General features: G+C 58.2%; 25 protein-coding genes and 1 pseudogene. 8 read left to right on the top strand and 18 right to left on the bottom strand.

Annotation, left to right across the window (positions count from 1 at the left end; translation table 11 throughout):
- Window positions 1-63: 63 nt before the first annotated feature.
- The 9 genes and pseudogenes from I6E73_RS01285 to I6E73_RS01245 form a co-directional block, all read right to left on the bottom strand.
- Entirely contained in the window at window positions 64-1,047 is a 984-nt protein-coding gene (locus tag I6E73_RS01285) for a siderophore ABC transporter substrate-binding protein (protein WP_197122455.1), read from the bottom strand.
- Window positions 1,048-1,270: 223 nt separating this feature from the next.
- Window positions 1,271-1,516, bottom strand: a complete 246-nt coding sequence (locus tag I6E73_RS01280) for a hypothetical protein (RefSeq protein WP_197106862.1) — start codon at window positions 1,514-1,516, stop codon at window positions 1,271-1,273.
- Window positions 1,516-2,160 (bottom strand): hypothetical protein, encoded by a 645-nt coding sequence (locus tag I6E73_RS01275; RefSeq protein WP_197106863.1) that lies wholly within the window; start codon window positions 2,158-2,160, stop codon window positions 1,516-1,518. The genes I6E73_RS01280 and I6E73_RS01275 overlap by 1 nt, the downstream gene beginning before the upstream one ends.
- An 87-nt stretch (window positions 2,161-2,247) precedes the next feature.
- Entirely contained in the window at window positions 2,248-3,636 is a 1,389-nt protein-coding gene (gene dnaB / locus I6E73_RS01270) for a replicative DNA helicase (protein WP_197106864.1), read from the bottom strand.
- 396 nt (window positions 3,637-4,032) lie between these two features.
- Window positions 4,033-4,485, bottom strand: coding sequence for a 50S ribosomal protein L9 (gene rplI / locus I6E73_RS01265; protein ID WP_197106865.1), 453 nt, complete (start codon window positions 4,483-4,485; stop codon window positions 4,033-4,035).
- Window positions 4,486-4,497: 12 nt separating this feature from the next.
- Entirely contained in the window at window positions 4,498-4,761 is a 264-nt protein-coding gene (gene rpsR / locus I6E73_RS01260) for a 30S ribosomal protein S18 (protein ID WP_009773575.1), read from the bottom strand.
- Window positions 4,762-4,803: 42 nt separating this feature from the next.
- On the bottom strand, window positions 4,804-5,316 hold the full coding sequence (locus tag I6E73_RS01255) for a single-stranded DNA-binding protein (protein WP_197106866.1): 513 nt from the start codon (window positions 5,314-5,316) through the stop codon (window positions 4,804-4,806).
- A gap of 113 nt (window positions 5,317-5,429) precedes the next feature.
- Window positions 5,430-5,771, bottom strand: a pseudogene (gene rpsF / locus I6E73_RS01250) (30S ribosomal protein S6); the annotation flags it as partial.
- Window positions 5,772-5,954: 183 nt separating this feature from the next.
- The gene (locus tag I6E73_RS01245; RefSeq protein ID WP_197122453.1) at window positions 5,955-7,382 is read right to left on the bottom strand and encodes a CCA tRNA nucleotidyltransferase; all 1,428 of its coding nucleotides are present in this window, start codon (window positions 7,380-7,382) and stop codon (window positions 5,955-5,957) included.
- Window positions 7,383-7,506: 124 nt separating this feature from the next.
- Between I6E73_RS01245 and I6E73_RS01240 the strand changes: the two genes are divergently transcribed.
- From I6E73_RS01240 to trxA, 4 genes are all read left to right on the top strand, one after another.
- Window positions 7,507-9,177, top strand: coding sequence for a DUF6049 family protein (locus tag I6E73_RS01240; RefSeq protein ID WP_197122451.1), 1,671 nt, complete (start codon window positions 7,507-7,509; stop codon window positions 9,175-9,177).
- The gene (gene murJ / locus I6E73_RS01235; RefSeq protein ID WP_197122449.1) at window positions 9,170-10,858 is read left to right on the top strand and encodes a murein biosynthesis integral membrane protein MurJ; all 1,689 of its coding nucleotides are present in this window, start codon (window positions 9,170-9,172) and stop codon (window positions 10,856-10,858) included. The genes I6E73_RS01240 and murJ overlap by 8 nt, the downstream gene beginning before the upstream one ends.
- 158 nt (window positions 10,859-11,016) lie before the next feature.
- A complete protein-coding gene (gene trxB, locus I6E73_RS01230; RefSeq protein WP_197106871.1) occupies window positions 11,017-12,003 on the top strand; it encodes a thioredoxin-disulfide reductase in 987 nt (328 codons plus the stop codon).
- A gap of 27 nt (window positions 12,004-12,030) precedes the next feature.
- Window positions 12,031-12,357, top strand: coding sequence for a thioredoxin (gene trxA / locus I6E73_RS01225; RefSeq protein ID WP_197106872.1), 327 nt, complete (start codon window positions 12,031-12,033; stop codon window positions 12,355-12,357).
- A gap of 33 nt (window positions 12,358-12,390) precedes the next feature.
- Here the strand turns inward: trxA and I6E73_RS01220 are convergent, their stop codons facing one another.
- A complete protein-coding gene (locus I6E73_RS01220) occupies window positions 12,391-13,335 on the bottom strand; it encodes an oxidoreductase (protein WP_197122447.1) in 945 nt (314 codons plus the stop codon).
- A gap of 237 nt (window positions 13,336-13,572) precedes the next feature.
- On the opposite strand from I6E73_RS01220, the gene I6E73_RS01215 reads away from it, so the two are divergent.
- Both I6E73_RS01215 and I6E73_RS01210 read left to right on the top strand, forming a co-directional pair.
- The gene (locus I6E73_RS01215; protein ID WP_197122445.1) at window positions 13,573-14,877 is read left to right on the top strand and encodes a PLP-dependent aminotransferase family protein; all 1,305 of its coding nucleotides are present in this window, start codon (window positions 13,573-13,575) and stop codon (window positions 14,875-14,877) included.
- A gap of 9 nt (window positions 14,878-14,886) precedes the next feature.
- Window positions 14,887-15,837 carry a D-alanine--D-alanine ligase gene (locus I6E73_RS01210; protein ID WP_197122443.1) on the top strand — a complete coding sequence of 317 codons (951 nt, stop codon included), beginning with the start codon at window positions 14,887-14,889 and terminating at the stop codon, window positions 15,835-15,837.
- Window positions 15,838-16,772: 935 nt separating this feature from the next.
- Here I6E73_RS01210 and I6E73_RS01205 read toward each other — a convergent pair.
- The 8 genes from I6E73_RS01205 to rpmH all read right to left on the bottom strand — a co-directional run bounded on the left by I6E73_RS01205 (window position 16,773) and on the right by rpmH (window position 21,669).
- Window positions 16,773-17,723 carry a ParB/RepB/Spo0J family partition protein gene (locus I6E73_RS01205; RefSeq protein ID WP_197122441.1) on the bottom strand — a complete coding sequence of 317 codons (951 nt, stop codon included), beginning with the start codon at window positions 17,721-17,723 and terminating at the stop codon, window positions 16,773-16,775.
- Entirely contained in the window at window positions 17,723-18,640 is a 918-nt protein-coding gene (locus I6E73_RS01200) for a ParA family protein (protein WP_307784193.1), read from the bottom strand. Before I6E73_RS01200 ends, I6E73_RS01205 begins: the two co-directional genes overlap by 1 nt.
- Before the next feature lie 64 nt (window positions 18,641-18,704).
- Entirely contained in the window at window positions 18,705-19,340 is a 636-nt protein-coding gene (gene rsmG / locus I6E73_RS01195; protein WP_197122438.1) for a 16S rRNA (guanine(527)-N(7))-methyltransferase RsmG, read from the bottom strand.
- Window positions 19,341-19,354: 14 nt separating this feature from the next.
- Window positions 19,355-19,885, bottom strand: a complete 531-nt coding sequence (locus I6E73_RS01190; RefSeq protein WP_197106878.1) for a R3H domain-containing nucleic acid-binding protein — start codon at window positions 19,883-19,885, stop codon at window positions 19,355-19,357.
- Window positions 19,882-20,865, bottom strand: a complete 984-nt coding sequence (gene yidC, locus I6E73_RS01185) for a membrane protein insertase YidC (protein ID WP_197106879.1) — start codon at window positions 20,863-20,865, stop codon at window positions 19,882-19,884. The genes I6E73_RS01190 and yidC overlap by 4 nt, the downstream gene beginning before the upstream one ends.
- 7 nt (window positions 20,866-20,872) lie before the next feature.
- On the bottom strand, window positions 20,873-21,184 hold the full coding sequence (yidD, locus tag I6E73_RS01180) for a membrane protein insertion efficiency factor YidD (RefSeq protein WP_197106880.1): 312 nt from the start codon (window positions 21,182-21,184) through the stop codon (window positions 20,873-20,875).
- A complete protein-coding gene (gene rnpA / locus I6E73_RS01175) occupies window positions 21,181-21,522 on the bottom strand; it encodes a ribonuclease P protein component (protein ID WP_307784192.1) in 342 nt (113 codons plus the stop codon). The genes yidD and rnpA overlap by 4 nt, the downstream gene beginning before the upstream one ends.
- A 9-nt stretch (window positions 21,523-21,531) precedes the next feature.
- Window positions 21,532-21,669 (bottom strand): 50S ribosomal protein L34, encoded by a 138-nt coding sequence (gene rpmH / locus I6E73_RS01170; RefSeq protein WP_055810406.1) that lies wholly within the window; start codon window positions 21,667-21,669, stop codon window positions 21,532-21,534.
- A 287-nt stretch (window positions 21,670-21,956) separates the two neighbouring features.
- Between rpmH and dnaA the strand changes: the two genes are divergently transcribed.
- Both dnaA and dnaN read left to right on the top strand, forming a co-directional pair.
- Window positions 21,957-23,372, top strand: coding sequence for a chromosomal replication initiator protein DnaA (dnaA, locus tag I6E73_RS01165; protein ID WP_197106881.1), 1,416 nt, complete (start codon window positions 21,957-21,959; stop codon window positions 23,370-23,372).
- A gap of 326 nt (window positions 23,373-23,698) precedes the next feature.
- Window positions 23,699-24,844 (top strand): DNA polymerase III subunit beta, encoded by a 1,146-nt coding sequence (dnaN, locus tag I6E73_RS01160; protein ID WP_197106882.1) that lies wholly within the window; start codon window positions 23,699-23,701, stop codon window positions 24,842-24,844.
- Window positions 24,845-24,848: the final 4 nt, after the last annotated feature.

Raw genomic sequence — 24,848 nt, 5'->3', positions numbered from 1 at the left:
AGAACCGTTCGGTGCTGAAGTTCGCCCGGGGGCACGCTCCAGCACCGAACGGCGTGAGTGACGCTAGTTCTTGGCTTCTAGCGCGTCAGCGAGTGCGTTGAAGAACTCGGTGTACGTCTGGATGCCTTCGTTCGTGTACGTGTCAGCCGGCATGTATACGAGGTTGCTTTCCTTCACCGCGGTGACGCCCGAGAGTGCTTCGGAGTTCTCAAGAACTTCGCTGCCCTGCACATAGGTGGGGTCGTCGGCGAGAATTGCGGCGTCGCGGTCCATAACGAGAATCCAGTCGGGGTTGGAGTCAGCGATTGCCTCTACCGAGATGTCATCACCCTGGTGGTCCTCGCTGCTGTCATCGACATCCAGTGCGGCGGTGAAGTCGAAGATGTCGAAGAGCGGGCCGAGGGTACGACCGACGCTCGGAGCCGAGTATCCGATCTCTCCACCCGAGGTGATTACAGCCATCACGGAGTCTTCGCTGTTGTACGCCGCGTTCACGCGCTCGATGGCGGCGTCGAAGTCAGCATTCAGCTGTTCGGCCTCTGCCTGCTTGTCGAAGATCTCGCCGAGAACGGTGGTCTGGCGCTTGAGCTCGGCGTCAAAGGGCTCACCCTCGCGCGGGTCGAGCTCAACGATCACGGCGTCAGGTACGAGCTTGGCGAAGTCGTCGTGGTACTGCGCAAACCGCTGCCCGTTGATGATGACATCGGGCTGGACGGCAACCACAGCCTCGAGGTCAGGCTCGCCGTGGTTGCCCAGGTCGATGATCGAGTCGTCTTGCGTGTACGAAATCGTGCTGGGCATTAGGGCAACCGCGGCGGCACTGAGTTCGATACCCCAGGAGGCGAGAGTCTCGAACGTGCGGTTGTCGGTGGCGACTACCGAGGTGAGCGGCGTCGCGAGCGTCTGGCTGCCGTTGTTGTCCTCGAACTGAACGGATGCTTCTGCTCCGTCTGAATCTGCAGCTTCAGGCGTCGCGGTGCTGCAGGCAGCAAGCGCGAGAGCCAGTACTCCAACGAGTACTCCGTGCCGGGTTCGTGCAAAGTTCATGATGTCCTTAGTTGTTTCGGATGACCGAAAGCGGTCGGGCGTAAAAAGGCAACACCCGCTGCAGCGAGTGTTGCTTAGGTAAGCCTAACCTTAATAAAGACTGGGAGTCAAAGGAGTTTTAGTCGACAGCCGGATCAACTTATGGGCGCGCCAAAGAGATCAATCGGGGCCCGATTCAGCCGTTTCAGGCGGGTGAGCGAGTAAAGCCGCGCGTCAGAGCAGACTAGTGCGAGGCGTCGCGGTCCTGTTCATCCATGTCAAGAAGTTCGTCCTTGTCTGGACGCACGGCGAGCACGAGCATCGCGATAACAATAAGCGAGACGATGAAGGCAACCCCGGCAAAGATCAGGGCAAGCATCAATTCACGCGTCGACATGAAAACGACGAGACCGGCGAACAGCCCGAAAATTGCGGAAAGACCGAGCATTTCGGCTGGGCGCGTGCGATCACGCTTGTCTGGGGAGGCCACTATTCTTCTTTCTCTTGCACGACTGCGGTAACAACATCATGATCGGTTCTACTCCACTTGAGCGAGAGTGCCGCAATCACGAGGTACACCCCAAGAATGGCCCAATAAGCTCCGAGAAGACCGACCACCACAATGGATGCCGTGAGCTCACGGTCGATTCCGTCGGGGCCGGTGTAGGGCTGGCTGAATCCTGGCGGTACAAGCAACACGACGAGCGCGAGCAGCGCGGTGAGGCTGCCGACGAAGACCCAGTCACGGGATGAGGCATCGCGGCCGCGGCTACGGAGCCCGAGGTAGAGCTCAAGGAAGCCGGTGATGGCGGCGAACGCGGTTAGCAAGAAGACGAAGTAGGCCTGACCTCCGCCGGTCGCAACAAACGCGGCGACGGCGGTGGCGAGCGTAACAACGCCCTGCGTGATCGTAAAGGATCGGGCGATTCCCCGGTGCGGTGACATGATGCTCGCGGTCAGAAGCACGGCGCCGACGATGAGCGTGAAGCTGGCGAGGGTAACAAGACCGAGGCGCGACGAATGGTCGGCCGAGAAGGTAATCACAATCGCCAAGGCGATGGCGGGAATAGCGCGGGCTAGCGGCACGTACCACGCAGTGGATGCCGGCAGCGGCTCAGCGTGAGCACTAGTCAAGCGATCGCCTTCTTTCTCAACAAGCGGATGCTTCTAGTGTAGGCCGCTTGTGGCTTTCCCCTGTCGGCGGAGGCCCGACAGACTCGCCTACGATCCTGGCGGTAGATCGACGAAGCGCGAGAAGTGACCGTGGAAGCCCACGGTGACGGTGCGAGTCGGTCCGTTACGGTGCTTGGCAATGATCAGGTCGGCCTCACCGGCGCGGGGGCTGTCTGCTTCGTACGCGCTTTCGCGGTGCAGCAGAATCACCATATCGGCGTCTTGCTCGAGCGATCCCGATTCACGAAGGTCCGAAAGGGCCGGCTTCTTGTCTGCGCGCTGTTCAGGTCCACGGTTCAGCTGGGAGATAGCAATGACGGGAACTTCAAGCTCCTTGGCAAGCAGCTTGAGTGCACGCGAGAACTCACTGACCTCTTGCTGACGCGATTCAACTTTCTTACCGCTCGTCATGAGCTGCAGGTAGTCGATGATGACCATGCGCAGGCCGACCTTCTGCTTGAGCCGGCGGCACTTGGCGCGAATCTCAACGAGGGTCATGTTGGGGCTGTCATCGATATACAGCGGAGCATCATTGATGCGACCACGCGTCTGAGCGATCGTGGTCCAGTCGTTGGCGTGTACCGAACCCTTACGCATGTGCTGCAACGGAACGCTGGCTTCTGCCGAAAGCAGTCGCATAGCGATTTCGCTTCGACCCATTTCTAGCGAGAACACAATCGACGGCAGATCATGGTGGATGGATGCTGCGCGAGCGAAGTCCAAACCAAGAGTCGACTTACCAATAGCTGGTCGCGCGGCCAAAATGATGAGCTGCCCGGGGTGTAGTCCGTTGGTGAGTTCATCGAGCTCAGCGAATCCGGTGGGAACACCGATCATCTGGCCGTCGCGGCCGCGAGCTGCTTCGATTTCATCAATCGCGCTCTCGACGGCCGTCGTGAGGGGTACGTAGTCTTCGGTTTCGACTCCACCGGTCACGGAGTAGATCTCGGCCTGTGCGTTGTTCACGAGGTCGAGCACTTCGCCCTCACTGGCATAACCCATTTGGACGATGCGGGTACCCGCTTCAACGAGGCGGCGAAGAACCGCTTTCTCGGTGACGATGGTGGCGTAGAAGCCAGCGTTGGCTGCGGTGGGAACAAGACCGGTGAGCGTGTGGAGGTACTCGACTCCACCGGCTCGGGAGAGTTCACCCGTTTTCGTTAGCTCATCGGTGACGGCGATAACGTCGGTGGGTTCTCCGTGCGAGTACAGGGTGAGCACTGCGTTGAAGATGGTTTCGTGCTTCGGGACGTAGAAGTCCACTCCGCGCACGGTTTCGATGACGTCGGCAACGGCATCCTTGCTCAGAAGCATTCCGCCGATGGCGCTCTGTTCTGCAAGAAGGTCGTGGGGAGGTACGCGGTCGCCACGTGAGCTGCCTCGCGATTCGCCGGACTGGCGTTCGTCGCCCGAGAGGCCTAGGTGCGCGATCGACATGGTTTTCCTCCTAGTGGGGTAACTCCATTTATACGAGTAACCCCTGACACTCGGGCAGGCTCCACACTGGGACCCGCTCCAAGGCTGCTTTACCCTACGAAGCAGAATCAACTACCCACAACTGGGGATGTGTATAAACCTGTGCACAACTCGGACGAAACGCCGGGCGCCGTGTGAACAACCTGTGGAAACAACTGTGGAAACAACGGGGGATAAAGCGAATTAGAGTGTTCTGACCTGCACTTTTAGTTTTCACACACAATGTGTAAAAACATGCCTAAAGTCGAGATTGAGGGTTCCGTATTTTTCGTAATCCTGTGCACAAAAGGCTTGACAACGGCCCTTAAAACACAAGGACGACGAGCCGATTGGCCCGCCGTCCTTGTTGTAAAGCAGTTACTTGCTAGCAACCACCTGAAGAGTGATCGTCGCAACGATGTCGTCACGCAGACGGATCGTAGCTTCGTGGTCACCAACAGTTTTGATTGCCGACGAGATCTCGATCTTGCGCTTGTCGATGTCGCCAAGTCCTGCAGCGGCAACAGCGTCAGCCACGTGAGCGGGCTTGACTGAACCGAACAGACGGCCTTCGCGACCAGCGGTAACGCTGAGCTTCACCTTGGTTGCCTGAAGGCGAGCCTTCAGGTCCTGAGCTTCTTCGAGAGTGGCGTGCTCGCGCGATGCGCGTGCTGCCTTGATGGACTCGACCTGCTTTTCGCCACCGCGAGTCCACGCCACGGCAAAGCCCTGGGGGATGAGGTAGTTACGAGCGAAGCCGTTTTTTACGTCTACAACGTCGCCAGGCGCGCCGAGACCAGTCACTTCGTGAGTGAGGATGAGCTTTGACATGTCGGTGGCTCCTTAACGGCCCGCGCCGGCGTAAGGCAGCAGTGCCATCTCACGGGCGTTCTTGACGGCCGTGGCGATGAGACGCTGCTCCTGAACGGAAACACCGGTGATACGACGAGCGCGGATCTTTCCACGCTCGGAGATGAACTTGCGAAGCGTAGCGACATCCTTGTAGTCGATAACGCCTACGCGGATCGACTTGGCTGGTGCGGCGTTCTTGCCGTCCTTGCCTTTGCGGATGGGCTTGCGGCGGTCGCCGCTGCTCTTTCCTGCCATGAGTGTTACTTCTTTCTGTAAATAAGACTGATCGTCGAGTGCCTAGAAAGGCGTCTCGTCGGAGTAGTTACCAGGGGTGTTCCATACATCGCCGGATGAGGCTGCGGGAGCGCTAGCTGCCCACGGCTCTTCCTTTGCCTGGCCGCCGCCGCCGTTGTTCTGCTGGACTCCACGAGGGGCCGAGCTGTCACGGGGGGCGCGGGTGATCTGCGTCGTTGCATAACGGAGGCTGGGACCGATTTCGTCGATCTCCAGTTCCATGCTCGTGCGCTTTTCGCCCTCTTTGGTTTCGTAGGAACGTTGACGAAGACGACCCTGCGCAACTACGCGGGTTCCCTTGGTCAGTGAGCTGGCAACATGCTCGGCGAATTCACGCCAGCAGGAAGCGCGGAGGAAAAGTGCTTCTCCGTCTTTCCACTCGTTGGATGCTCGATCGAAGGTGCGCGGCGTAGAGGCAATGGTGAAGTTAGCTACGGCAAGTCCGCCCTGCGTGTAACGCAGTTCGGGGTCTGCCGTGAGGTTCCCCACGACCGTAATGACTGTTTCGCCGGCCACGGTTACTTAGCTTCCGCTTCAGCCTTGGCTTCGTCAGCAGGAGCAGCAGGAGCGGCAGGTGCCGGAGCAGCCTTAGCTTCGTCAGCAGGAGCCTTGGTTGCGGCTGCAGGAGTCTTTGCTGGAGCAGCAGCCTTGCGGGCGGCCTTCTCTTCAGCAACCTTCTTGGCAGCAGCTACCTGAGCGAACCCAGCTTCTGCACGCAGCACCTTGGTGCGCATGACAGCTTCGCTGAGTGAGAGTTGGCGGTCGAGCTCGTCTGTTGACTTGCTCTCTGCGGTGAAGTTGACGACGGCGTAGATGCCTTCGGTCTTCTTGTTGATCTCGTAGGCCAAACGACGGCGACCCCAAATATCGATGTTATCGATGGTGCCACCGTCATTGCGGATGACATTGAGGAACTTGTCGAGACTGGGAGCCACGGTGCGTTCGTCGATCTCTGGATCGAGGATGACCATGAGTTCGTACTGATGCGTCACAAACCCACCTCCTTCGGACTTAAACGGTTACAGACGGTCTGTAACAGGAGGGTGTTGACGTTCATCGAACTGCCTAAGGGCAGTCAGACAACCTGCCCAGTGTAGTTGCTTGGCGCCCCAATACTCAAGGCGAGAAGAAAAGCCGCTTTCGCTAGCGGGCGTCTACTGGCGCGCAGCCCACCACGCCCGCAAACGCTCTTCTGCTTCCTCGTCGCCGAGCGGCCCTTCATCCAGACGCAGGTCGAGCAAGAACTTGTAGGCCTCGCCCACCTCACGACTGGGCTTGAGGCCCAGGATCGCCATGATCTGCTCTCCATCGAGATCGGGACGAACTGCAGCGACTCCCTCCGCCTCAGCGATAGCCGCAATGCGGTCTTCGAGATCGTCGTAGGCAAATGACAGTCGGTCGGCCTTGCGCACATTGCGGGTGGTGACATCCGCCCGCGTAATGATGTGGAGACGCTCAAGTTGGTCACCGGCATCCCGAACGTAACGGCGCACGGCCGAATCGGTCCAGGAGCCCTCGGTGTAGCCAAAGAACCGCAGATGCAATTCAATAAGGCGCGACACCGAGGTGATGGTCTCCTTGTCAAAGCGCAGTGCGCGCAAACGCTTCGTCGCGAGCTTCGCACCCACAACATCGTGGTGGTGGAAAGTCACAACGCCACCGCGCTCGATCTTGCGGGTCGATGGCTTGCCAATGTCGTGCAGCAACGCGGCAAGACGCAGGATCAGGTCGGGGCCTTCAATGCCGGGGCGACTCTTCTCGAGATCGATCGCCTGACGCAACACGGTGAGGGAGTGTTCGTAGACGTCCTTGTGGTGAGCATGCTCATCCACTTCAAGCTTCAAGGCAGGGACCTCAGGCAGCACCTGGTCGGCGAGACCGGTTTCGACCATGAGGCGGATGCCCGGCACCGGGTCATCCGTCTTCAACAGTTTTGTCAGCTCATCGCTCACCCGCTCAACGCTCACGATGTCGAGGCGCGGAGCGAGCTGCTTCATCGCCTCGACGGTCGCGGGGGAGACCGTGAAACCTAGCTGGGACGTAAAGCGGGCGGCACGCATCATCCGCAGCGGGTCATCACCAAATGAAACCTCGGGGGAGCCAGGAGTGGTCAGCGTCTTGCTGAGCAGATGTTCGACACCACCCCACGGGTCAACGAGCACACGCTCAGGCAGCCGAAGGGCCATCGCGTTAACGCTGAAGTCGCGACGCTCCAGATCTTTCTCGAGCGAATCACCGAACGCGACAACGGGCTTGCGAGTTGCACCGTCATAACTATCGGCACGGTACGTCGTGATTTCAACCGTCTCACCGTCGATGCGGGCAGCGATCGTGCCAAAGTCCCGACCGATATCCCACTGGGCCTCGGAGATCGGCTTCACCATGCGCATGATGTCGTCAGGGGTGGCATTGGTCGCAAAATCGAGGTCCGTGACCTTGCGGCCCAAGAACGCATCCCGCACCGGACCACCCACAAGGGCGAGTTCGAATCCTTCGGCAGCGAAGCGCGCCGATAAGGTGGCTACGGGTTTAGAGTCGGCAAGCTGTCCGAGACTCTCGATCGCGTGGGCAACACTCTCCATGATGCGACTAGTTTCGCACGAGCGCCGAGTGCAATTTGTCCCCAACCGCGCAAAGCACCCACCATTCAGACAAGGACGAATAAACTCACACCATGCTGGCCACGCGAGAGTACGGGGTAGTCCCTTGCCTATAAGAGTCTTTAGTGCCGCCCTGGCGCTCGGTCTCGGGCTTACTCTTGCCGCGAGCGGAGCCAGCGCCGCGCCCACTGTCACCGATGCTCCGGCGCTGACGACGGCATCCGTTGCGACCAATGTCGCCGTGATCGCACCACTGACGGTTCCCAGCACCAACGGCGGCCTTCTTGATGCCGACACTCTCGCCGACTACACCGAACCTCTCGGTCTGCTCACGCGCCAACTGGATGCCATGGCAGGCAAGCCTGTCGCGATAGCCATTGACCCCATGATTGTGACCTCCATTCGCGTGCTGGGCACGAGCGCCCCCGACTCTGCGCGGGAATGGCTTGAGCGGCTTTCGCTCATCAGCAATGAGCTCGTTCCTTTGCCCTATGCCAACGCGGATGTCACGCTGGCGACTCAGTCGGAGGTGGGCGCCACTCTGGAGCCGATCTCTTTCGATTTCGCACTGAATGCGGCCAATTTTGGCGCCGCTGAAGATTCGACGCCTGCGCCAACGCAGACATCTGATCCGATGGAAGACGACCCCAACGCAGTGCCGGCGTACCCGACAACAGAAGATCTGCTCTCCTGGGACTACGCGATCGATGGTTTTCTTCGGCCCCGCACTGACACCGTTGTTGCCAGCGACCTCGCCGCCTTTACTGAACGTGGCTACAGCACCATCGTGCTCTCGTCGACGAATGTGTCTCGACCGGCCGGCGCTGGCTCAGTAACCACCATCGATGGTGTTACTGCTCTCGTCGCCGACGCAACCGCCTCAGCAGCAATGGATGATGCCCTCGGCTCTACCGTCGACCGCGACGTCACCGCGGCCGATACCGCCCTCAGCGAAGCGGTGCTCAACGCCGGAGCAGCACAAACGGCGGGCACCGCATCCGTTCTCATCGCTATCGACCACTCACTAGAGCTGAGCTCGGCGAGGTTAGACGCTGCTCTCGCCACCATGACGGCAAGCCCGTCAATCACGATGGTCACGCTCACCGAACTCGCGTCGACACCAGCGGTCACGGCAACGATCAACGACATGCCTCAGTCCGAATCGCGCATTACTGACGTTTCTCGCGTGTTCACGGCCGCACGAGCGGAACGAACCTTCTTCTCCATCGCCGCTGACCCTGAAGCCCTTGTTGCCGAACGCCGGCTCGAGTTGCTCGATGTACTTGGCACTGTGGAAACCGAGGATCCCGCTGACTGGCTCACCGAGGTCAACCGCTTCCTCGTTGATTCCCGCGACCTACGCACCTCGGTGACCGTCGTGGAAGCCAGCAATTTCCTCCTCGTGGCCGACAACGGCTTCCTCCCCGTCTCCGTGAGCAACAATCTCGACCAGGCCGTCACCGTCTACATCACGGTTGATCCGCGCACCGGCCTCTTGGCCGTGGGGGACGGCCGCGTAGAACTGACGATTGAAGCGAACTCGCAAGCCAAGGGCGAGGTTCCTGTGCAGTCGCTGTCGAACGGTGTTGTGGATGTCGAGATCAGTCTCACCAGCAGCACCGGCCTCAGCGTTGGCTCCACAACAGTCAGCGAGATCAACGTGCAGGCTGGCTGGGAGACCCCGCTCGTGCTGGCCTTCGGCGCTGTCGTCGTCGTCATCTTTACCGTCGGCTTTGTCCGCAGCATCGTTCGTCGCAGAAAGCCTGTCAATGACTAACCAGCCCGGTCCCGAAGCCGAGCCTGAGCCCGGCATTCCCAGCGCCTCGCTGGGGCTCCCCACCCCCAAAGCAGCGAGCATCGGTCGGGCGAGTGCGCTTCTGGCGTCCGGAACCTTCGTGTCACGCATCCTGGGCTTTCTGAGCGCAATTCTGCTCGCTCAAACCCTCGGCGTCATCGGCTCCGGTGCAGACGCGTATGCCATCGCCAATCAGTTGCCCAAGAGTGTTTACGCGATTGTGGCCGGTGGAATGCTCAGCGCAGTCATCGTGCCTCAGATCGTTCGCGCTGCCGTGCATAAAGACGGCGGCCAAAAGTTCATCAACCGCCTCGTGACTCTCGGAATCGTGATCTTTGTCGCCGTGACGGTTGCGGCAACGTTCAGCGCTCCTCTCTTGGTCGACCTCTACACGCAGACGACCGCGAAGTTCGGGGCCGACGAGGTCGCCCTCGCTACCGCATTCGCCTATTGGTGTCTGCCGCAGATTCTCTTCTACGCGCTGTATTCACTCCTCGGTGAGGTGTTGAACGCTCGCGGCAAGTTCGGGCCGTTCACGTGGGCTCCTGTCGCCAACAACGTGGTGATGGTCTCGGGCCTCCTCATCTTCCAGTTCTTGTTTGGCACAGCCGACGGCCTTTCCTCCACAGCGTGGACTCCGGACATGATTGCCGTGCTCGCTGGAAGCGCGACACTCGGTATTGCCGTGCAAGCGACCCTGCTCGGCTATTTCTGGCACCGCGCGGGGTTGCGTTATCGTCCCGAGTTCCAGTGGCGCGGGGTTGGCCTGGGAACGGCAGGTAAGGCCGCCGCGTGGACCTTCGGCATGATCTTGGTCACCCAGATCGGCGCGGTCGTAGAAACGAACGTTGCCTCTCGCGCCTCCGGCAGCGCCTCCGTCTTCGCCATGGGGACCGCCTGGCTCATCTTCATGCTCCCGCACTCGGTAATCGCCGTCTCAATCGGAATGGCCTACTTCACACGGATGAGTGGTCACGCGAGAGACAAAGACCTCGTCTCAATGCGCACCGATGTCTCGGGCGCGCTGCGCTCCATCCTGATGTTGCTGGTATTCGCGGCAATAGGACTCATCGTCATCGCTTTTCCCTTCAGTGCCCTCTTCGGCAACGATCACGAGCAAGTCGTCGCGCTGTCGGGTGTACTCATGATCTATCTGGTCGGGCTCGTGCCGTTCAGCATGATGTACGTGTTGCAGCGGGTGTTCTATTCGTTCGAAGACACCCGCACCCCGTTCTTCTTGCAGAGTTTCCAAGTAGTTCTCTACATCTCTGCCGCTCTCTTCGTTTCCACGTTCCCCGTAGATCGCATCGCGATGGGTCTCGCGACCGCGATTACGATCTCCGGCACGATCCAGACCACGGTGGCACTCTTCGTGATCCGCAAACGCGTACCGGGATTCGCGCTGCTTCCGCTGATGCGCCGCATCCTGTGGTTTGCTGCAGCCATGATTCCGGCCGCTGGCGTCGGCTACGGCATCCTGATGCTGCTGGGCGGATTCGGTGAAGGCTCGTTCGTCGTCTCGGGCTTCGTTGGTGGTTTTGCTTCGATCGCGATGGCAGGCACAGCCATGCTCCTGGTGTACGCAACCGTTCTGGCTCTCACCAAGAATGATGAGTATCTCGCGTTCGTGGGCCCGATCATGGCCCGCCTACGCCGTCGCTAATCATTCCGCTCCTGCACACTTTTCTCGCCACGAATCGAACTTAAAGTGACGGCACTCCGAACTCTTGGGTGTTAGCCCCGCACGCCCCAGCCACTCGGAATACTCCGTGGCTAGGATGTGTTGAACCGGGTAATCACAATCCCAAGGAGACACGAAAAGTGCGCCAACTCATCATCATCGGATCCGGCCCAGCTGGGTACACCGCTGCGATTTACGCGGCGCGCGCAAACCTTGCGCCACTCGTCATTGCGAGCTCTGTTGAGGCCGGTGGCGAGCTCATGAAGACCACCGAGATCGAGAACTACCCCGGCTTTGCCAACGGCATCCAGGGCCCCGAGCTCATGATGGAAATGCAGAAGCAAGCTGAACGCTTCGGCGCCGAGATTGTTCTCGACGACGTCACTGACCTTCAACTTGAGGGCCAGGTCAAGAAGGTCACGCTCGGCAACGGAGAAGTGCACGAAGCTCTCGCGGTTGTCTTTGCGACTGGTTCTGCCTACCGCAAGCTCGGCCTTCCCGACGAAGAACGCCTCAGCGGCTATGGAGTTTCTTGGTGCGCTACGTGCGACGGTTTCTTCTTCCGCCAGAAGACGATCGCTGTCGTTGGTGGGGGAGACTCGGCCATGGAAGAAGCGACGTTCCTCACCAAGTTTGCTGAAAAGGTTTACGTGATTCACCGCAAGGACGAGCTGCGTGCCTCGAAGGCGATGCAGGAGCGTGCTTTCAGCGACCCGAAGATTGAGTTCCTCTGGAACAAGGCTGTAACCGGCATTACTGGTTCCACCCTCGTTGATGGCATCGATCTCACGGACACCGTGGATGGTTCCACCTCACACGTTGACCTCAGCGGGTTGTTCATCGCGATCGGCGCCGACCCCCGCACCCACTTGGTACACGGCCAGCTCGACATCAACGCCGACGGAACCGTTGCAGTGGATGGTCGTTCCTCTCGCACCAACATCACCGGAGTTTTCGCAGCCGGCGATGTCATCGACCCGACCTACCGCCAAGCAGTAACGGCCGCCGGCTCCGGCACCGTCGCTGCTCTCGATGCCGAGCACTACCTCGCATCACTGCCCCGCGAACTTGTCGCCAGCGCAATCCAGCCCGCGGAACCAGCAGCTCCCGTAGCTGTCTCCGCCTAAACGTCCCATCGAACAAAGGAATTAGTCATGTCAGCAGCAACAGAAGTAACCGACGCCAACTTTGAAGAACTCGTCATCAACTCAAAGGACACCATCATGGTGGACTTCTGGGCTGAATGGTGTGGCCCCTGTCGCGCAGTTGGCCCGATCCTTGACCAGATCGCCAGCGAGAACTCCGACAAGATCAAGATCGTCAAGCTCAACGTTGACGACAACCCCCAGATGGCTATGAAGTACCAGATCACCTCCATCCCCGCGATGAAGGTCTTCAAGGGCGGCGAGGTCGTGAAGACCGTTATCGGCGCAAAGCCGAAGCCTGCGATTGAAGCAGACCTCGCAGAGTTCTTGGCCTAAAGCTCAGTCTCTGTCGAAAGCCTCCGGCATCCACTATTTGGTGGGTGTGCGGAGGCTTTCGTAGTTAACCCCCGTGAGGCGTTCTGATTCGGCCCAGAGCTTCGCCGCGTCGACTTGGGAATGGGAGGCTGCATTCGATTCAACGCGCACAGGAGCGCCCCGATGTTGGTTGCGGCCGCTGGGACCGAAGAAGTCGGCGCCCTGCGCTGTAGGGTCAGTTGCTGCCCGCAGAGACGGCCTCGCGCCTTGCTTGGGTGTTTGCAGCCCCAGGAACACCAGCGCCTTCAGTGGACGCAGGTACCAACGGTTGAAGAGATGATCTGCGAGGCCTGTGCCGGCAGTTCCCGGATGGGCTGCCACAGAAATCGCATCGACCCCAGCAGCGTCGAAGCGGCGTTGAAGCTCATAGGCGAAGAGAAGGTTAGCCAGTTTGGAGCGACCGTAGGCCGCCCGGGGAGTGTACGAGCCATTGTGGAACATGAGGTTGCTGAACTCCATGAAACCCCAGCGATGAGCGAGGCTGGAAAGGCTCACCACGCGCGCTGCGGGTGTTGACTCAATCAGGTCCATCAGGTGACCAGTCAACGCGAAGTGGCCCAGGTGATTGGTGCCAAGTTGGGATTCGAACCCATCGATCGTGAGTTGGGCATCCGTCATCATGATTCCCGCGTTGTTGACCAAGAGGTCGAGGCGCGAATGTTTCCCGTGAAACATCTCACTGAAACGTCGAATGGACTCTAGATCCGCGAGATCAAGAAGCATCGTCTCGAGAGACACCGCACCAAGGTCGTCAAGCAGTGCCTGCTTGGCCGCGTTGGCCTTCTCGGCGCTGCGCATCGTCATGACAACGTGCGCGCCAGCCTTCAACAGGGCACGGCTCGTCTCGAATCCAAGCCCAGAATTTGCCCCCGTCACGATTGCAACGGTGCCGGTGAGGTCCCCGATCTCTGATTCGGTCCATGTGGTGCGAGCGTTCACTAGTGTTCTCAATTTCATGGTCGAGGGGCGCCAGCGCGAGGCGGCGGTTGTGGCGGATTCTGCACACGACGAGAGCAGCTCTCATGAGTTCAGCATGGGTTTCTATGCATCTGCTTTGAACGTTGTTCGGAGCAAAGCCGAGTCTGGTTTGGCCGAGATACCCCGATAACCCTTGCTCAGTTTCGAGTCCCAAGGGTCAAACGCCTATTGTTTAAAGTCAACCGAACGGGATTGCCCATGACAACACAGCCAAACAACCTCGACCAGTGGTTCGACCACTACGCAGATCGCGCCTCCGGCCTTGCCGCCTCTGAGGTCCGAGCGTTGTTTGCCGTGGCCTCGCGCCCCGAAGTTGTGTCGCTCGCCGGCGGCATGCCCTATGTTTCCGCGTTGCCTCAAGACCTCATCACCGAGTCCATCGATCGCGTCATGCGCGATCGCGGTCCGGCGGCACTTCAGTATGGTTCCGGCCAAGGATTGCCTGCGCTTCGCGAGCAAATCCTTGAAGTGATGGCCCTCGAGGGCATCCGAGCCAGCGTGGATGACGTTGTCGTCACCACCGGTTCTCAGCACGCCCTCGAGCTCGTCACGAAGCTCTTCATCAATCCCGGCGACGTCGTTATTGCCGAGGGCCCCAGCTATGTCACGGCAATGGTCGTTTTCAAGTCATTCCAGGCAGAGATAACGCACGTTGAGATGGATGAGTCCGGGCTCGTTCCCGATTCGCTGCGGGCTCATATTGCCTCGGTGCGCGCCGCAGGCAAGACCATCAAGTTCTTGTACACCGTTCCGACCTTCAGCAACCCCGCTGGAGTCACTCTCAGCTGGGAGCGACGCCTCGAAGTGTTGGAAATTGCCCGGGAAAACGGCATTCTGGTGCTCGAGGACAATCCTTACGGTCTCCTCTATTTCGATGGTCCGCCGCCGCATGCAATGCGTTCCGTCGAAGAAGACGGTGTCGTTTACTTGGGCACGTTCTCGAAGACTCTCGCCCCCGGTTTTCGGGTTGGTTGGGTGCTTGCGCCTCACGCAATTAGAGAGAAACTCATCTTAGCGAACGAGGCGGCCGTGTTGTCACCGAGTTCCTTCACTCAGAACATCATTAGCGAATACATGAATGTCTCTGACTGGAAGGGGCAGATCGATACCTTCCGTGGTGTCTACCGCGAACGCCGCGATGCCATGTTGGACGCTCTCGACGACTATCTACCCGACCTCGAGTGGACTGTGCCCAACGGTGGCTTCTACATCTGGGTCACACTTCCCGACAACCTCGATTCGAAGTCGATGTTGCCCCGTGCGGTCAAGGAGTTAGTGGCCTACACGCCGGGTACGGCCTTCTACGCGGATGGAAACGGGCGCAGCAACATGCGCTTGTCGTTCTGTTATCCAACCCCTGACTTCATCCGTGAGGGTATTCGTCGGCTCTCCACTGTGATCAACGGAGAGCTTGAGTTGCTCAGCACGTTCTCGCAGACAGCCCCTCTCACGGTTGCGCCTCCCACACCGTCGATGATCAACCCTCCAGCCAACCTCAGCTAGGACCCCCTCATGAACGATTCACCCACCCGCGTTCTCGTTCTTGCCGGCGGAATCTCGCACGAGCGCGACGTTTCCCTCCGGTCCGGTCGCCGTGTTGCCGACGGATTGCGCGCTCAGGGCAAGATCGTTGAGCTGCGCGACCCGGATGCCACGCTGCTTCCTTACATTCGTGAATCGAAGCCGGATGTCGTGTGGCCAGCCCTGCATGGCGCCAGCGGTGAGGATGGTGCTCTGCGTGGTCTTCTCGATCTCATCGGCATTCCGTATGTCGGCTCCCGCGCGGATGCCGCCCGCCTCGCCTGGGACAAGCCGACCGCCAAGGCACTCGTTTCCCGTGTCGGAGTACGCACGCCGCTCTCGATTGCGTTGTCCCGTGATTCCTTCCGTGAACTCGGAGCCCACAGCATCCTCGATGAGCTCGCCGATGAACTCTCGGGTGACCTCGTCGTGAAGCCCGCTCAGGGTGGTTCCGCTCAGGGTGTCTCGATCGTGACTGACCGTTCAGACCTTCCACAGGCGATGGTCAACGCCTACAACTACTGCGACGTGGCTCTCATCGAGCAACGCATTACCGGTGTCGAGATTGCCATCGGAATTCTCGACAGCGGCATGGGTCCAGTTGCTCTGCCCGCCGTCGAGATCGAACCAGTGGATGGCGCCTACACTTTCGAGGCTCGCTATAATGCTGGTCAGACGCGCTTTTACACCCCGGCCAGAATCGGCGATGGTGAAGCCGATCGTGCAGCCGAAGCCGCTCTCGCAGCCCACTCCGCGCTCGGACTTCGTCACCTGTCACGGGTAGATCTCATCGTAGATGGCGCAGGAACGCCCTGGTTCCTCGAGGCAAATGTGTTGCCCGGCCTCACCGAGACCTCCATCCTTCCCCAAGCACTCGTCGCTGCGGGACATGACCTAGGCTGGGTTTACGCTGCTCTCGCCGACATCGCAATGGAGGGCTAAGCAGCCGCTTTCGCCTTCGCCGGGGGAGCGGTCCCGCCTTCTGCACAACGCGTCGTCGACTCGGTTCGCGCCGTTTTCGGGCAATCATTCATCCCTCCAACAAACGCCGGAGCAATGATCCGCTGGCGCACCGGGTGGCCCAGCGGGGAAGATTCCGTCGCTAAATGCCTCCCGGTTGCCCAATGTTTCACGTGGAACATCCGCAACTAGCCGGTTCGGGCTCCTAGCTTTGCAGAGCCGTTGCCGTTGCCGTTGCCGTTGCCGTTGCCAGCGCCAGCGCCAGCGCCAGCGCCACAGTTTCACGTGAAACATGGAGACCCGACGACAGGGCGAGCCAAAGCCTCGGTCAATGTTTCACGTGGAACAGTCGCTTCCCAATCAGCGCGAGCGCGATCCTTTCAGGCGCTCGCCCTTCGAACGGGAGCAATAGGGTTGCTGAACCGAGGTTAGGGCCCAATCGTCGACAGGTCGCGGCGGTTCACCGGGCGGCAGTCCCACTTGTGTGGCCCGAGCGGAAAGTCCCGAGAACCACCCCTGGCATACAAGGGCTATCAGGCGCCGGCCGTGAATCCCGCTCCAGTGCCCGCGCGTCCAGTGGTTTGCGGGGGAGTGACCACACCGCACGCATCAGCTGCGCGCGGCAACACGCAATCCCACTGCAACCTAGATTCGATCAACGACTATTCACACAGCTCGTGCCGATGCACAGAGCAGGGATCAGCTTCTACAGCGCGAGCGCCATCAGCGGGCTAGAACTCGCACCCGAACTAGAACTAGAACTAGAACTAGAACTAGAACTAGAACTAGAACTAGAACTAGAAAAGTTTAGCGATTGTGCCCGCGAACCTAGCGCTCTAACGAAACTGAGGCAACCGGAACCAAAAAGTCCCGGATCAAGAAGACCTCGCGTTCGGGGTCGGCTGACGAGGAGCTGGCTAAGAGTTGAAGCCGGTGTCGCCGATTTCTTCGAGGATTCGATTTAGATCCGCCACAGTTGCGAAGTCGATAACGACCTGGCCTTTGCTGGCACCAAGCGATACCTTCACACGAGTGTTGAGACGGTCGCCCAGGCGCTCCGCGATCTCATCCAGATGGCCTTGCTTCTTACCCCGGGAGGGCTTGGAGCGCGGCGGTTTGGTCGAGAGCGAGCCCGCAGCTGCTTCAGCAGCACGAACGGAGAGCTCTTCATTGACGATTTTCTCTGCCAAACGCTCCATTCCGGCGTTGTCAGGAAGCGATAGGAGCGCTCGAGCGTGTCCCGCGGACAACACTCCGGCGGCAACGCGGCGCTGAACGCTTTCTGGAAGGCGCAAAAGACGCAAAGTGTTAGTGATTTGGGGGCGCGAGCGACCAATGCGTTCGCCCAACTGCTCCTGCGTGATGCCGAAGTCGGCCAGAAGTTGCTGGTAAGCCGACGCCTCTTCCAAAGGGTTGAGGTTGGCGCGATGCAGGTTCTCGAGCAGGGCATCCCGAAGCATGTCTTCGTCGGCGGTGCTCTTGATGACAGCAGGAATTGTGGCGAGGCCTAAGTGCTTGCTCGCACGAAGTCGACGTTCACCCATGATGAGTTCGTACTGAGGCTGACCCTCAAGAGCACCAACGACGGGGCGCACCACGATCGGTTGGAGAACACCGATTTCGCGGATCGAGACGATCAGCTCTTCGAGTTCCTCTTGACGGAACTCAGTACGCGGTTGGCGAGAGTTGGGAACGATATCAAGAGGGGAGAGGCTCGCTAACCGAGCGCCAGGAACCGAGCGAAGTTTTTCGGGTGTCAGTTCCCCACCCGGGAAAAAGACGTCGACGGGGCGTTCTTCGTTCTCATCCGACGAGGGGATAAGCGCGCCGATACCCCGACCAAGACCAGTACGTTTTGGTGCTGCCATTATTTGCGTGCTCCTCGATAAGCAATCTCGGCCGCTGCTTCAAGATAGGAGAGCGATCCGGGGGAGTTCTGGTCATAACTAATGACGCTTTGCCCGTAGCTGGGTGCTTCAGAAATGCGCACCGAGCGAGGGATAACAGTGGTCAACACCTGCTTGGGGAAGTGTTGACGCACATCGTCAACCACCTGGTTGGCAAGATTAGTGCGGGAGTCGTACATCGTCATCAGAATCGTCGAGACCCGAAGACGTGGGTTCAAATGACGCTCGATTAGCTTGATGTTGTTAAGCAACTGACTCAAACCCTCAAGCGCGTAGTACTCACACTGGATGGGAATGAGGACCTCTTGAGCGGCCACGAAAGCGTTGATCGTGAGGAGACCAAGCGACGGCGGACAATCGATAAACACATAGTGGAACGGTTCTAGCGTCTCCGCAAGAAAAGCATCGAGCGCAGAACGAAGGCGTTGTTCGCGAGCGACGAGAGAGACAAGCTCGATCTCCGCGCCGGCGAGATGAATCGTGGCGGGAACGCAGTAAAGCGCGTTGAATTCCGGGCTCTTCTGCACGACCTCCGCCATCGGAACGTCGTTGATCATGACGTCGTAGACGCTGGGAGTCTCAGAACGATGCTCAACGCCGACAGCAGTAGACGCGTTTCCTTGCGGATCGAGGTCGATCACTAGGACTCGAGCGCCGGTGCGGGCGAGAGCAGCAGCAAGGTTGACTGTAGAGGTTGTCTTTCCGACGCCCCCCTTTTGGTTTGCCACGGTAAATACCCGGGGCTTCTCCGGGAGGGGGAGTGAAGCAGAGGCTACTGCCTCGCGACGGCGAGTCAGATCCGCGATCTCCCGCGCAAGCGGCGTGGTTTCATCGAACGACTTGCCTTGTTCGTTGACTTCGCTTTCGGGATGTTTCACGTGAAACTTTCTCTCGGGGTGGTGACAATAGGTAGGACTGGAGGCAGCTCAGAGCGTGGCCGAATCAGTCCACTCTAGCCCGAAAGACCCTAGTGATCTCGGGGGTAATCCCCTCACCGAGAACAAGTGACTCAACATCCTTGAGTCGAGCCTTGCGAATCGCCTTGGCAGCAGCTTCAATCTCTTCATCGATGCGGGCACCCTTCATGAAGACCATCTCGCCGCCGGGCGCAAGAAGGTGTTCGGTTGAGGGGATGAGCTTAGAAAGAGCAGTGACCGCGCGAGCAGTAATCTGAGTTAAGGCCTCAGCATACGGAGCATCTTGTGAACGAGAACGATCGACTACAACGTTGGATAAGCCGAGACGTTCAGACTCTGCCTTGAGCCAATCAACCCGGCGTTCCATCGGCTCAATCAAGACGAACTCGACATCAGGCCGCGCAATTGCGAGAACAATACCCGGAAGACCGGCGCCACTACCTATATCTCCCACAAGCCCTGGACGAAGCAGGGGAGCGACGAGTACACAGTTAACGATGTGTCGCGTCCACAGACGGGGCACCTCAAGCGGACCAATGAGTCCAAGCTCCTCACCTCGAAGAGCAAGGCTCTCCGTATAGGCGCGCGCGACATCAATGCGATCGCCAAACAGCTCGGCAGCTATTTCCGGCTCGCGCTCAAGCCCTAACTCGTCAGTCAATGTTTCACGTGAAACTATGAACGCGTGATGACAGTGTGACGGTCGCGACCTTCACCACTCGACTGCGAAACAAACCCACGCTCCGCAACGACATCATGAACGAGCTTGCGCTCGTAGGACGACATCGCCGGAAGTGCGGCAGAATCCGCACCTGCCTCGATACGCTCCACGGCCGTGTCTACAAGCTTCGACAATTCAGCAGCACGCGCTTCACGCGAACCTCCGATATCCAGGATGAGACGCGAGAATGCTCCCGTCTTGTTCTGCACAGCGATGCGAGTGAGTTCCTGAAGTGCCGTGACGGTTTCAGGCTTAGACAGGAGGCGGAGGTTTGTGTCTTCGCTCGACGTCACTGAGACGTAGGAGCGACCGGCACGGGCGTCAATCTCGATGTCTCCATCGAGATCCGCAATATCGAGCAGCTCCTCGATGTAGTCGGCGGCAATGTCGCCTTCCTCTTCGAGCTGAGCAGTTGTGCGATCTTCGCGATCTTCCACAGGAGCGGACTCGACTGCGGTTGTATCGACGTCAGAAACGTTCGTCATTTCTTCTTTCCCTGCTTCTTCTTTGCACGGTTCTTACTTACGGGTTGATCCCGCTGCGGATTCTTGGGTTCCTCAATTACCGCGGTTCCGGAATCAGATTCGGGAGCCTCTTCAATGATTCCCTTGCGCTGATTGCGCTTCGCTAGACGAGCCTCGCGTGCGAGCGCTGCCTCACTACCGGGAGTCGGCATATTGCGAATAACGAGGAACTGCTGACCCATTGTCCAGAAGTTGGAAACGAGCCAGTAGAACATGACGCCCAAGGGGAAAGTGAACCCGGAGAAGGCGAAAACGAGGGGGAGTAGGTACAACATGATCCGCTGTTGGCGGTACATGGGACTAGCTTTCATCTCAGCCGACTGGTTCTTCGACATGATCTGAAGCTGGGTGATGAACTGCGAGCCGGTCATCAGGATGACCATGATGACGGCGGTGACGATGACGGCTACGTTGCCCTCTGCAGTGCTGATCGCGAGGTGCAGGGGAGCGATGTCGAACAGTGACGAGGTTCCGAAGGATTCTGAGAGCTCAGCGTTGAGGAGGCCAACACCAGGAGCGTTTCCCTCGAGCTGTGCGTTGCGCAGCACCGAAAAGAGTCCGAAGAAGATCGGCATCTGCAGAAGAAGAGGGAGGCACGAACTAAACGGGTTGGTTCCCGCGTTCTTGTACATCGCCATCGTTTCGCGAGACATCGCCTCACGAGAGAACTGATCCTTCTTACCTTTGTACTTGTCCTGGATCTTCTTGAGCTGAGGCGCGACTTCCATCATGCGACGCTGGCTCTTGATCTGGCGCACAAAGACCGGAATCAATGCTGCGCGCACAACCAAGACGAGACCGACGATCGAAAGAACCCAGGTCAGGCCAGCATCCGCATCCATTCCGAAGAAGGTAAGGATTTCGTGAAAGGCGACGAGGATTGCCTCGATTACCCACTTGATTGGCCAAAGCAGATTGCCAAAGAAAGCAAAAAGATCCATGAAGTGGTTAGCCCCTTTCGTGGCTTGCGGCTATAACAAAGCCGAACCGGGTGATCTGGTAGCGGTCATGCCGGCGAGCCGGGATGTCGTCGATACCGCCCTCTGCCCACGGGTGGCAGCGAAGGATTCGACGAGAGCCAAGCCACACACCACGGAAAACACCGTGCTGCTGAATAGCTTGAAGAGTGTAGTGAGAGCACGACGGGTAATACCGGCAGACGTCTCCGTACAGCGGAGATATGACTGCACGGTAGACGCGCAAAATGAGAACACAGAGGTTTCGCGGGATGAGCAGCGCGAACGTAACGACGGAACTCATACCTTCACCACGATGCGGTCAATCCCTTCTGCAATCTCAGCCTGAAGCGTAGTGCACTCAGCTTGCTCAGAACCTGCCAGAGCACGAACCACAATGTCTACATTCGACTGGACGTGAGGAAGAAGTTGAGCAGCAGCAGCGCGAAGCCGACGCCGAACTCGATTGCGTACAACCGCATTGCCAACCGCTTTAGAAACAATGAAACCAAAGCGAACGCCCTGAGACCGCTCATTGTTCACAATGTGGACAACGCAGTGCGGTGCTGTGAAACGACGACCGCGACGCACCGCCAAGCGAAAATCGCTCGGAAGCGCCACACGGTTTGCCTTAGACAACACCGGACGAGATTACGCGGAGAGTTCGGTGCGTCCCTTGCGGCGACGAGCGCTCAGGATCGAGCGACCCGCGCGGGTGCGCATACGCAGACGGAAACCGTGAACCTTCGCGCGGCGACGGTTGTTGGGCTGAAAAGTTCTCTTGCTCATAGCTATATCTCCAAGGCCCAGCTCTAGCAGCCGGGAAGAATTGGTAGGCCCAAGGGCCAGAAGTCAACTGATTAAAACTACGGCGTTAAACGGGTGCGGTCAAACCACACTTTGTGCAACGGCGCATTATCCACACAGAATACATCCTTATTGGTAACGACATGCTGTGGACAACTACGATGACTATCAGTGCACAACGGCCAAAAGACCGCAGTATTTCAGCGAGAATAGCTGTACTCACCAGTGGATAAGCCTGTGAGTAAATACTGCCAAGGGATGGGAAAAGAATGTCGGAAACACCCGACCCGACTAAAGGACTGTGGCAAACAGTTCTGACACACCTCAACGGTGATGAGCGAATTACCCCTCAACTACAGGGGTTCGTGAACCTGGTTGAACCAAAAGGCGTCATGGCCGGCACCCTCTATCTCGAGGTTCCCAACGAGCTCACGCGCGGAATGCTCGAGCAGCGACTTCGCCAGCCATTCATCGACGCGATTGCAGCTCTCGACGACGAACACGGCATTTCGAACTTCGCCACCGTCGTAAACCCAGAAATCCAGCAAGATGCGCTTTCGCAAGAAATACCGCGCACCGAGCAGCCCTACATCGAACCGACACCACAAAAGCCTGTCGAAACATCAACACCTCGTCGCAGCGATTCGCGACTCAACCCCAAATACAGCTTTGACAATTTCGTCATTGGTGGATCCAACCGTTTCGCTCACGCCGCGGCAGTCGCCGTAGCTGAAGCGCCGGCCAAGGCCTACAACCCCCTCTTCATTTATGGAGAGTCGGGTCTAGGTAAAACTCACTTGTTGCACGCCATCGGGCACTATGCCGAAAGCCTGTACCCCGGCATCCGAGTGCGTTACGTGAGCTCAGAAGAATTCACGAACGACTTCATCAACTCGATCGCTAATAACCGGGCGTCAGTATTTCAGTCTCGCTACCGTGAGATCGACATTCTGCTTATCGATGACATCCAGTTCCTGCAGGGTAAGGACTCCACTCAGGAGGCCTTCTTCCACACTTTCAACACCTTGCACGATCACAACAAGCAAGTGGTCATCACCAGTGATCTGCCCCCGAAGCACCTCACCGGCTTTGAAGATCGGATGCGGTCACGCTTCGAGTGGGGCCTGATTACTGACGTCCAGGCGCCAGACCTTGAAACGCGAATCGCTATTCTTCGCAAAAAGGCCCAGAGCGAGAAGATGCAGGTGGGCAACGACATCCTCGAATTCATGGCGTCGAAGGTCTCGTCAAATATTCGTGAGCTCGAAGGAACGTTGATTCGGGTTACCGCGTTTGCGAGCCTCAACCGCACCGAAGTCGACATGGCTCTTGTACAGACCGTGTTGAAAGATCTCATCACTCTTGATGAAGACAACGTCATCGCGCCAGTCGACATCATCAATCACACCGCTGACTACTTCAAGCTTTCGGTTGACGACCTCTATGGCTCTTCTCGTTCGCAAGCCATCGCCACAGCACGTCAGATCGCGATGTACCTCTGTCGAGAAATGACGAACCTCTCTTTGCCCAAGATTGGTCAGCTGTTCGGAAACCGCGATCACACCACCGTGATGTACGCCAACAAGAAGATCACCGAGCTCATGAAAGAGCGTCGCTCGATCTATAACCAGGTCACCGAGCTCACTAGCCGCATCAAACAAAACCAGCGTTTCAGCCAAAAATAGGTTTTCCTACTTGGGGATAACTTGGGGATAACCTCCCCAACTCGCCGGAAAGATTGTTGACCACAAGAAAATTTCTGTGGAATCAAGAATTCCTGTGATTCGAGTTTCCACGAAGAGTGCGAGTGTTCTCCACTGCTCGTCAACAAGTCACACGAATGTAGTTTCCAGTAATTACATGAAATCCGTCGAGTTATTCACAGAATCCACAACGGTTAAGAGTGTGACCTTTAAAGAATGAAATTTGAATCCCAAATAACCTGTAGTTCGCAAGTGGATTGGCTGTGCCAGTATTAACGGCCAGAGCGTGATCCGGTTAGGGGTAGTTCATGAAGTTTCAAGTCAATCGTGACGTCTTCAGCGAGGCGGTTTCGTTCGCGGTAAAACTGTTGCCGCAGCGAACAACGCTGCCGATTCTGAGCGGTGTCTTGATCGAAGCTACCGACGAAGGGCTCACTCTTTCGTCGTTCGACTACGAAGTTTCCGCTCGAACACAGATCATCGCCGAGGTCGAAGAGCCCGGTCGCGTATTGGTTTCTGGCAAGCTTTTGGCAGATATTGCCAGCCGACTTCCCAATGCTCCCGTGCGTTTTAGCACCGAAGACAACAAAATTACTGTTGCGTGTGGCACCGGTCATTTCACCTTGTCGAGCATGCCGGTTGAAGAGTATCCCTCACTTCCTCAGATCTCCGACAAGGTCGGAACGCTCAAGGCTGATCTCTTTGCCGCCGCAATTTCTCAGGTCGCCGTGGCTGCATCGCGTGACGACGTCACCCCGGTCATTACAGGTGTGCAGCTCGAAGTTTCTGAAAATAACATCTCGCTTGTTGCCACTGACCGCTACCGAGTAGCAGTTCGTGACATCGAATGGGATGCCGGAGCATCCGGAGTCGAAGCAGCAACAGCCCTGGTGCCGGCCAAGACTTTGGTTGAAGTGGGAAAGACTTTCGGCAACAGCGGAGAGATTTCCGTCGCCATCACGAGTTCTGACGAACGCGAGCTCATCGCGTTCCAAGCAGACAGAAAAACTGTGACGTCGTTGCTTATCAAGGGCAACTTTCCACCGGTTCGCCGACTTTTTCCCGAGACTGTGGATAACTTCGCTGTCATGAACACGGGCGAGCTCATCGAGGCAGTTCGTCGAGTCTCTCTCGTGCTCGAGCGGGAAGCCGCGTTGCGCTTCACTTTCACGACTGAAGGTGTGACTTTGGAAGCGATCGGATCCGAGCAAGCTCAGGCATCCGAGACCATCGATGCCTTCTTGACCGGCGATGACACGGTCGTTTCGCTCAAGCCTCAGTTCTTGATTGATGGCTTGAGTTCGGTGCATTCAGAATTTGTACGAATTTCGTTTACCAAAACCGAAAATCCGAACAAGCCTGGCCCGGTGCTCATTACAAGTCAGTCGTCGAAGGATCAGCCGGGCAGCGATAACTACAAGTACCTCCTGCAGCCCAACCTTTTGTTGAGGTAGGTCA

The organism is Salinibacterium sp. SWN248 (assembly GCF_015864575.1).
Classification (GTDB): Bacteria; Actinomycetota; Actinomycetes; order Actinomycetales; family Microbacteriaceae; genus Rhodoglobus.
Note: the sequence above shows the minus strand (reverse complement) of the source record. Positions and strands in the feature narration are given on the sequence as shown.

Coding starts and splice junctions, on each gene's coding strand:
- I6E73_RS01205 (WP_197122441.1), bottom strand. CDS start 17,723: ATGGCAGCACCAAAACGTACTGGTCTTGGTCGGGGTATCGGCGCGCTT.
- murJ (WP_197122449.1), top strand. CDS start 9,170: ATGACTAACCAGCCCGGTCCCGAAGCCGAGCCTGAGCCCGGCATTCCC.
- I6E73_RS01215 (WP_197122445.1), top strand. CDS start 13,573: ATGACAACACAGCCAAACAACCTCGACCAGTGGTTCGACCACTACGCA.
- dnaB (WP_197106864.1), bottom strand. CDS start 3,636: ATGTCGATCGCGCACCTAGGCCTCTCGGGCGACGAACGCCAGTCCGGC.
- dnaA (WP_197106881.1), top strand. CDS start 21,957: ATGTCGGAAACACCCGACCCGACTAAAGGACTGTGGCAAACAGTTCTG.
- rpsR (WP_009773575.1), bottom strand. CDS start 4,761: ATGGCAGGAAAGAGCAGCGGCGACCGCCGCAAGCCCATCCGCAAAGGC.
- I6E73_RS01285 (WP_197122455.1), bottom strand. CDS start 1,047: ATGAACTTTGCACGAACCCGGCACGGAGTACTCGTTGGAGTACTGGCT.
- dnaN (WP_197106882.1), top strand. CDS start 23,699: ATGAAGTTTCAAGTCAATCGTGACGTCTTCAGCGAGGCGGTTTCGTTC.
- yidC (WP_197106879.1), bottom strand. CDS start 20,865: ATGGATCTTTTTGCTTTCTTTGGCAATCTGCTTTGGCCAATCAAGTGG.
- yidD (WP_197106880.1), bottom strand. CDS start 21,184: ATGAGTTCCGTCGTTACGTTCGCGCTGCTCATCCCGCGAAACCTCTGT.
- trxA (WP_197106872.1), top strand. CDS start 12,031: ATGTCAGCAGCAACAGAAGTAACCGACGCCAACTTTGAAGAACTCGTC.
- rplI (WP_197106865.1), bottom strand. CDS start 4,485: ATGTCAAAGCTCATCCTCACTCACGAAGTGACTGGTCTCGGCGCGCCT.
- rpmH (WP_055810406.1), bottom strand. CDS start 21,669: ATGAGCAAGAGAACTTTTCAGCCCAACAACCGTCGCCGCGCGAAGGTT.
- I6E73_RS01245 (WP_197122453.1), bottom strand. CDS start 7,382: ATGGAGAGTGTTGCCCACGCGATCGAGAGTCTCGGACAGCTTGCCGAC.
- I6E73_RS01210 (WP_197122443.1), top strand. CDS start 14,887: ATGAACGATTCACCCACCCGCGTTCTCGTTCTTGCCGGCGGAATCTCG.
- I6E73_RS01190 (WP_197106878.1), bottom strand. CDS start 19,885: ATGACGAACGTTTCTGACGTCGATACAACCGCAGTCGAGTCCGCTCCT.